This is a genomic window from Microcoleus sp. A6-C6, assembly GCF_036705955.1.
In the GTDB taxonomy this organism is placed as follows: Bacteria; Cyanobacteriota; Cyanobacteriia; order Cyanobacteriales; family Microcoleaceae; genus Microcoleus.
Window position 1 is genome coordinate 58,621 of sequence record NZ_JAUBVR010000036.1, and the last position, 6,000, is coordinate 64,620.

At 42.4% G+C, this 6,000-nt stretch carries 9 protein-coding genes; 5 read left to right on the forward strand and 4 right to left on the reverse strand.

Going from position 1 to position 6,000, the window contains the following annotated elements; genetic code table 11:
- Window positions 1-307: 307 nt before the first annotated feature.
- The 3 genes from QUB52_RS16195 to QUB52_RS16205 all read left to right on the forward strand — a co-directional run bounded on the left by QUB52_RS16195 (window position 308) and on the right by QUB52_RS16205 (window position 2,238).
- Complete coding sequence (locus QUB52_RS16195) at window positions 308-784, forward strand: NAD(P)H-quinone oxidoreductase subunit N (protein ID WP_265233174.1); 477 nt, start codon at window positions 308-310, stop codon at window positions 782-784.
- A 121-nt stretch (window positions 785-905) separates the two neighbouring features.
- Window positions 906-1,511 (forward strand): vWA domain-containing protein, encoded by a 606-nt coding sequence (locus QUB52_RS16200; protein WP_332966287.1) that lies wholly within the window; start codon window positions 906-908, stop codon window positions 1,509-1,511.
- Window positions 1,512-1,731: 220 nt separating this feature from the next.
- Window positions 1,732-2,238 (forward strand): salt stress protein, Slr1339 family, encoded by a 507-nt coding sequence (locus tag QUB52_RS16205; RefSeq protein ID WP_265233176.1) that lies wholly within the window; start codon window positions 1,732-1,734, stop codon window positions 2,236-2,238.
- 172 nt (window positions 2,239-2,410) lie between these two features.
- Here the strand turns inward: QUB52_RS16205 and QUB52_RS16210 are convergent, their stop codons facing one another.
- The 4 genes from QUB52_RS16210 to QUB52_RS16225 all read right to left on the reverse strand — a co-directional run bounded on the left by QUB52_RS16210 (window position 2,411) and on the right by QUB52_RS16225 (window position 4,650).
- Window positions 2,411-3,013 (reverse strand): deoxycytidylate deaminase, encoded by a 603-nt coding sequence (locus tag QUB52_RS16210; RefSeq protein ID WP_332973922.1) that lies wholly within the window; start codon window positions 3,011-3,013, stop codon window positions 2,411-2,413.
- Between the two features lie 43 nt (window positions 3,014-3,056).
- The gene (dut, locus tag QUB52_RS16215; RefSeq protein WP_332973921.1) at window positions 3,057-3,485 is read right to left on the reverse strand and encodes a dUTP diphosphatase; all 429 of its coding nucleotides are present in this window, start codon (window positions 3,483-3,485) and stop codon (window positions 3,057-3,059) included.
- Window positions 3,486-3,662: 177 nt separating this feature from the next.
- Window positions 3,663-4,385, reverse strand: coding sequence for an FAD-dependent thymidylate synthase (gene thyX / locus QUB52_RS16220; RefSeq protein WP_332973919.1), 723 nt, complete (start codon window positions 4,383-4,385; stop codon window positions 3,663-3,665).
- An 85-nt stretch (window positions 4,386-4,470) separates the two neighbouring features.
- Window positions 4,471-4,650, reverse strand: a complete 180-nt coding sequence (locus QUB52_RS16225; RefSeq protein ID WP_332973918.1) for a hypothetical protein — start codon at window positions 4,648-4,650, stop codon at window positions 4,471-4,473.
- A 450-nt stretch (window positions 4,651-5,100) separates the two neighbouring features.
- Here QUB52_RS16225 and QUB52_RS16230 point away from each other — a divergent pair, with 450 nt between their 5' ends.
- Together QUB52_RS16230 and QUB52_RS16235 are read left to right on the forward strand one after the other, a co-directional pair.
- On the forward strand, window positions 5,101-5,451 hold the full coding sequence (locus QUB52_RS16230) for a hypothetical protein (RefSeq protein WP_332973917.1): 351 nt from the start codon (window positions 5,101-5,103) through the stop codon (window positions 5,449-5,451).
- Window positions 5,451-5,942 carry a DNA methyltransferase gene (locus tag QUB52_RS16235; protein ID WP_332973915.1) on the forward strand — a complete coding sequence of 164 codons (492 nt, stop codon included), beginning with the start codon at window positions 5,451-5,453 and terminating at the stop codon, window positions 5,940-5,942. The genes QUB52_RS16230 and QUB52_RS16235 overlap by 1 nt, the downstream gene beginning before the upstream one ends.
- Window positions 5,943-6,000: the final 58 nt, after the last annotated feature.

Below are 6,000 nucleotides of genomic sequence, written 5' to 3' on the forward strand. Positions count from 1 at the left end.
CTTTCCTCGGTGTTTAAAATTTGAATTTTAAATTTGGGAGCTTGTGGAAGTCTTGCAAGGGTTGACATTCGAGGCTTTTTGCCTGTTTTATCTCCGACTTTTATTTCGGTCTTGCTTATTTGGGCTAGGACTTGAATAGTAATCTACTCAGTATCCTTGACAGCGCCAACTAATAACACTACATGAAGTGTTTGCAGTTTGTCAAGGCCTATCTTGATAACTTTTCGCCTCAGCTTTAGCATTTATAATACTTTAAGCTCGCTCTCCTGCGATCGACCAAATGTAAAACCACAGGCAAGACAAATTTATGGGACTGATTACCACTGGTGCGGATATGATTCGGGATTTGGAAAAGTCGGGGTCGCTGGCCCTGTACGTTCCTTTAGAGGGAGGATTTGAGGGGCGCTACCTGCGCAGGCTGAGGGCAAAAGGCTACGGTGCGTACACGATTACGGCGCGGGGCTTGGGCGATTTGGCGATGTATTTGACGGGGATTCATGGGGTGCGGCCGCCGCATTTGGGCAAGAAAACTACTGGCAACGAAGGGGCTGTGGGTTATACCTACTACGTGCCGCCGATGTTGCAAACTCAATTAGATAATTTGCCACCGAAAGCAAAAGGACTGGTACTCTGGATTATTGAAGGGCAGATTTTGTCTAGTCAGGAAGTTGAGTATTTGACTGTTTTGCCGACGCTAGAACCGCGAGTTAAAATAGCAGTAGAGATGGGGGGCGATCGCACTTTTACCTGGAAGCCGCTTAAAGATGCTTTAGTTGCAGCTTAAATTCCGGTATTGGCGATCGCACATCAACTAAAAAACGCAGCGAGCAAATCAAGCTCAACAGCTTAGGCTCGCTGGTTTTGCTCTTTTTGGGAAAAACTTCTTAATTAACAGGAAAAATAATATGCTTCAGAACCGCGATTATACAATAATCATTGACAAAAGCGGCAGTATGTACACGAAAGACCAAATGGGCGGGAAAAGTCGCTGGGCGCTGATGCAAGAATCGACGATCGCACTGGCGAATAAATGCGAAGAACTTGACCCTGATGGCATAACAGTTTATTTGTTTTCCGGTCGTTTCAAACGCTACGACAACGTAACAGCAGCTAAAGTCGTGCAAATATTCCTAGAAAACGAACCTTCCGGGACTACAAATTTGGCGGCGGTTCTCCAAGACGCTCTGAACAGTTATTTTCAGCGCAAAGCATCCGGTAAGACTAAGCAAAATGGGGAAACAATATTAGTGGTGACGGACGGGGAACCGGACGATCGCAAAGAAGTAATGAAAACGATTATAGAAGCATCGCGGAAGCTCGATCGAGATGAAGAGCTGGCGATTTCCTTCATTCAAGTAGGGAATGCCCCAGAAGCTACTAAGTTTCTCAAGATATTGGATGACGAACTGCAAAGCGCCGGGGCTAAATTCGATATCGTTGATACTGTGACGATGGATGATATTGAAGGAATGACCCTGACGGAAGTATTGCTGAATGCAATAACTGATTGAGAAAGCGGTTTATTCAGTTGACAGTTGATAGTTGACAGTTGACAGTTGACAGCTTGAGGGCGACCTCTACCTAGAAGGAAGAGGATTGGAGTGATGTAATAGTCTGCTTTTAATTTCTCCCTACAAGGGTTCCGGCTTTAAACCAATTCTTTCTGGTCAACTTCGCGCGATTGTATTTGTGTTAGTTGGCGCAACAGCATTTTTTAGGGGGTTTTAAGTCATGGAATCGATCGATCGCCTGTTAGCTGAACTTAAGGCAGAATATCAAGCATCTCAAAAAAAAGCTGAGTTGAAAAATCAGCCACCAGTGCCAGCCCAAGCGCCTTTGCCACCAGCAACAGTGCGGTCAAATCCAACAGTTAAAACATCAGATCTAAATTTGTATGCTGGTACTTTAGACAAGGATTTAGCCCAAATTAAGGCTGAGTACGAAGCACAAAATAAATCTCAGGAAGTGGCTGCACTGGAACCGCTTAAGCCTGAGCACGAAGCACAAAACAAAGCTCAGGAAGTGACTGCACTGGAACCGCGGCCAGCCGCAAAGGTTACGCAGCCGGAGTTGGAAGTACAAACGCACAGACAAAAAGTTAGGCAAGCTCAAGTTTGGCTGAAAAATTTGGATAAGAATTCCGATGAGAGATATTGGTTCGATCAGTTTGCTTTTAAGTATTCTTCCAGGATAGATGCGGCGATCGACTATTTGCAAGTTGTGAATGAGTTTGATTGAGATGCAGACGGCGGTTGAAACCGCTTCTTATCAAACGATGTCCGCCTCCGCTGACTGAAGAAAATAACGTCATTTTAACCGTTGAGTAGACCTCTTGCAAAAGTCGCAAACTATCTGCGTTAAATCTGCGGTTGACTTATCAATCAAAGATTTATACAATCTTGTCTAATCTTCAACCCGCGGAGGCGGGTTTTGTTTGTATAGACGCGGTTTCAACCGCCCGTTCTTCTTTTAGCACTGATGTAGGATTCAGTAGAAATAGAGCCCCCTTTTTTGCTGTATCTTCAGATAGCTTAATTTGTGTAAACTCAACAATACCTTCAGCGATAAAAGAATCTCTCAATTCAGCTTTTTCTCCGCTGTTAAAACCTGTTTCATAAAACACTTCCCGAATCCCAGCAGAAATGACTAATTTCAAACAATAAATGCAGGGTTCTAAGGTGACGTAAATGCTAGCACCAGCGGTAGATATGCCATGTTTTGCAGCAGCGGCGATCGCATTTGCTTCAGCGTGAACCGCCCGCGACGGCAAAGTTTTACTAGCATCGCAACTGCTCAAACCGGGATAGCAGAAGCCTTGAGCCGTACAGTGTAAGGATCCTGACGGCGAACCGTTGTAACCCGTAGCTAGCACTTGCCTGTTTTTCGTGATTACCGCGCCGACGGGAAAAGCCAAACAAGTCGATCGAGTAGCAGCTAATTTTGCTAACATTAAAAAATATTCGTCCCAATTTGGTCTGTGAGGTGGTTCGTAGTTGTCTGGTGTATTGTTCATTTAAAATTTAGAATGAGAACTTTATCGCAACGAGAATTTATTGTCAGAGTCCAGTTGATCCAAATCCCTTATCTCCCCTAGAACTCGAACTTAACATTTTAATTTCTTCAATCTCAACGCGAATTACTGGCGCTATTACCATTTGAGCAATTTTCATGCCTCTTGTCACCTTAAATGAAGTTTGACCGTGATTGATTAAGATCACTCCGATTTCGCCTCGATAGCCCTCATCTATTGTACCTGGTGCATTGAGCACAGTGATTTTGTGATTGAGAGCTAAACCACTTCGGGGACGAATTTGAGCCTCAGTTTTTTCAGGTAATTCTATGGATATACCTGTATGAATTAACTTACTTTCTCCGGGATTAATTTCTAATTCATCTATAGAAAATAAGTCTAGTCCAGCATCAGATTCATGGGCGTATTGGGGAATTATCGCTAATTCATGGAGTTGCAGAATTTTTAATTTCATTTTGTTTGCTGTTTGCTTGATTTTAGTCAACCTGAAATTTTCTTGTTTGAGATACCCGACTTTTTACACACAAAGCTCAAGAAACCGGGTTTTTTACAGATATTGAGGGTTTTTAGCTAAATTTGCTTAAAAAACCCGGTTTCTGGCCTACGCAATTAGCCAGAAAAGGCAATCATCTTACGGGGCTAGCCTTGCTTTTCCCAGACGAGTAGCTGTGTACCACTTAGCTATGCCCGGAGCCCAACTTTCAAAATGAGGCCACATCATTTCGCAGAGTTTTTGAATTTCAAGTTGAGCATTTTTCTTATTTCTCAAATCGGAAAAATGCAGAAAAGACCTTAAATTGAAACTGACTACAAAATGCTGACGATAATCAAAGGGTAATTTACCTCTGGCGTGTTCCTCGGACATCCCACCATCGAAGTCAATTTTGTAACGTTTAGCAGCTTCTAGACACCACTCTAAATCTTTTGCTCTTTGTTCAGGAGAATAGTAATATTTTTTGCCTTCCCGGTCAGTATAATAATCTACTGGACGCAGGTAAAAAATATCTTCGATATCTTTTTTGCCGACAGCGGCATCAAGAAATTGATTACCTGTGTACCGCAGAGATTGAACATCAAATGATACTCCGACACGATGAGTTCTCGCCTGCTGCATGACGCTGTGAGGAAAATAGCCGCAATTAAAAATAATTTGGGGATGTTCTAAGGGGCCGTAATGCCCCCGATCGCCCGCCAGGAGCCTTTTAACAATTACTTCGCCACATTCTGCCTCAGATGGCCACGAATCCCGCTCGTCAAATACAAAGTTCTCAGTATAGTCTTGATGGAGTGCAGCATAAACTACTTGCTGAGGATTTGGTGTTTGAGAAATAACTTCTACTCTGAATCTCTCCATGATATTTTATTTGTGTTCCCAACAGTAGTTTGAAATTGCAACATCCTAGATTGTTTCATATAATAGCATTTATGGCAAGTTATTTTCATGCTAATAATTCGTTGACAATTATGCTAAAACCTGAAAGTATAGTTTTGGTGTTAACAACTTCATCCATATTAAACAAACGCCAGCCTTGACCTGCATTCACAAATACTGACACGAAACTCCACTCAACAGCCAGGTTAGCGTTATACTTGGTTGATTCAGATAGAAGATGTAGCATCCACCGTGACCGACGAAAACCTTTACCTCAAAATATTTCTAGATCCCATAAAAGTATGCAGACGATACAAGCCTAAGTTTGGACTGGGCAATAAAGAACAAGGGCTAGATTTGGCAAGATTTTTATTATTATACGGAGAAGACCCGTTTTACTCCTGGATCGGTCTTGACTCGGATTTGATGTATGCTGCCCATAAAGCCGCTGGTGGGATGACCTCGGTGTACAGACAGGTTGGCAAAGGCTGCGAGAATCTATTCAGACAGATAATTATCGATCGCACAGAATACCAAGCTCCAGAATACGCCCTGTGGTCTTATATTACAAAAACCAAAAACGATAAGAATAAAACCTTATCCTTACGATGCGAGACTAGAAGTTGCCAAAATTCAGAATCTTGAAGTTAAAGGAAAAGTCATTCAGTGGATAGCAGACTATAGCAGTTTGCTCAGTGTGCCTGCACCAGCGAAAGGCGCAGTTTTTGAAGTTCGGCAGGGATATAAAAGTAAAGATAGCAAGAGACAAAATGCTGACATAGATAATATTGCTGTGGCTTGGGCATACGGCTATCTACCAGTTTTTGCAATTTTTTCCTCTCAGATTGATGCAGATTTATTACTACGCTATCGAAACAATCGTGGGGGAATAATTATTGGCACGACATCAGGCAGTAGTCAAATTTCGCTGTTTGCTTTTTGTAAGGAAGTTTTAGGCTATGATTTGGCAGACTTCTTTCGCCAAAATTCTGAGGCGATCAAAAGCGAAGTTTACAGCACATTAGAAATTCTACTACGCGCAGAGTAATGATATCTACTATTCAACAAAGATCTGACTATACTTTCAAAGCTAATCGGAGTCTTGGGCGGCACGGGTGGCTGCGGCTGACTCCCGCCTATGGAGTTAAGCTTGTCGAAAAGCTTTTGGCTAATGTTGGGACAGAGGCGATCGTTCTTGACCCTTTTTCTGGTACAGCTACTACAGGACTTGTTGCTGCGGAACTAGGACACCAAGCATTTTCATTTGACATTAATCCGTTTCTGATTTGGCTGGGAAATGCTAAGTGCCGGAACTACTCCGAAGACTGTTTAATAGATATTCGCAAGCAAGTAAAACAAGTCCTCAAAGAGTACAAAATTCTGAGAGTACGCGACAACTGGACACCAAAAATATTTCATATTGAACGGTGGTGGTCTAGTGATACTCTCAAGCTTTTATCAGCTTTGCGAACCGCTTTAGTTAATCACTTTGGAGAACCGGAAGAGCGTGATGAATATAATAGACCTCTTGCAAAATAATTTTATGATATAATGGAAAGTTTTGCTTTACTGGATTGAATCCCAACTCTTAACTTAT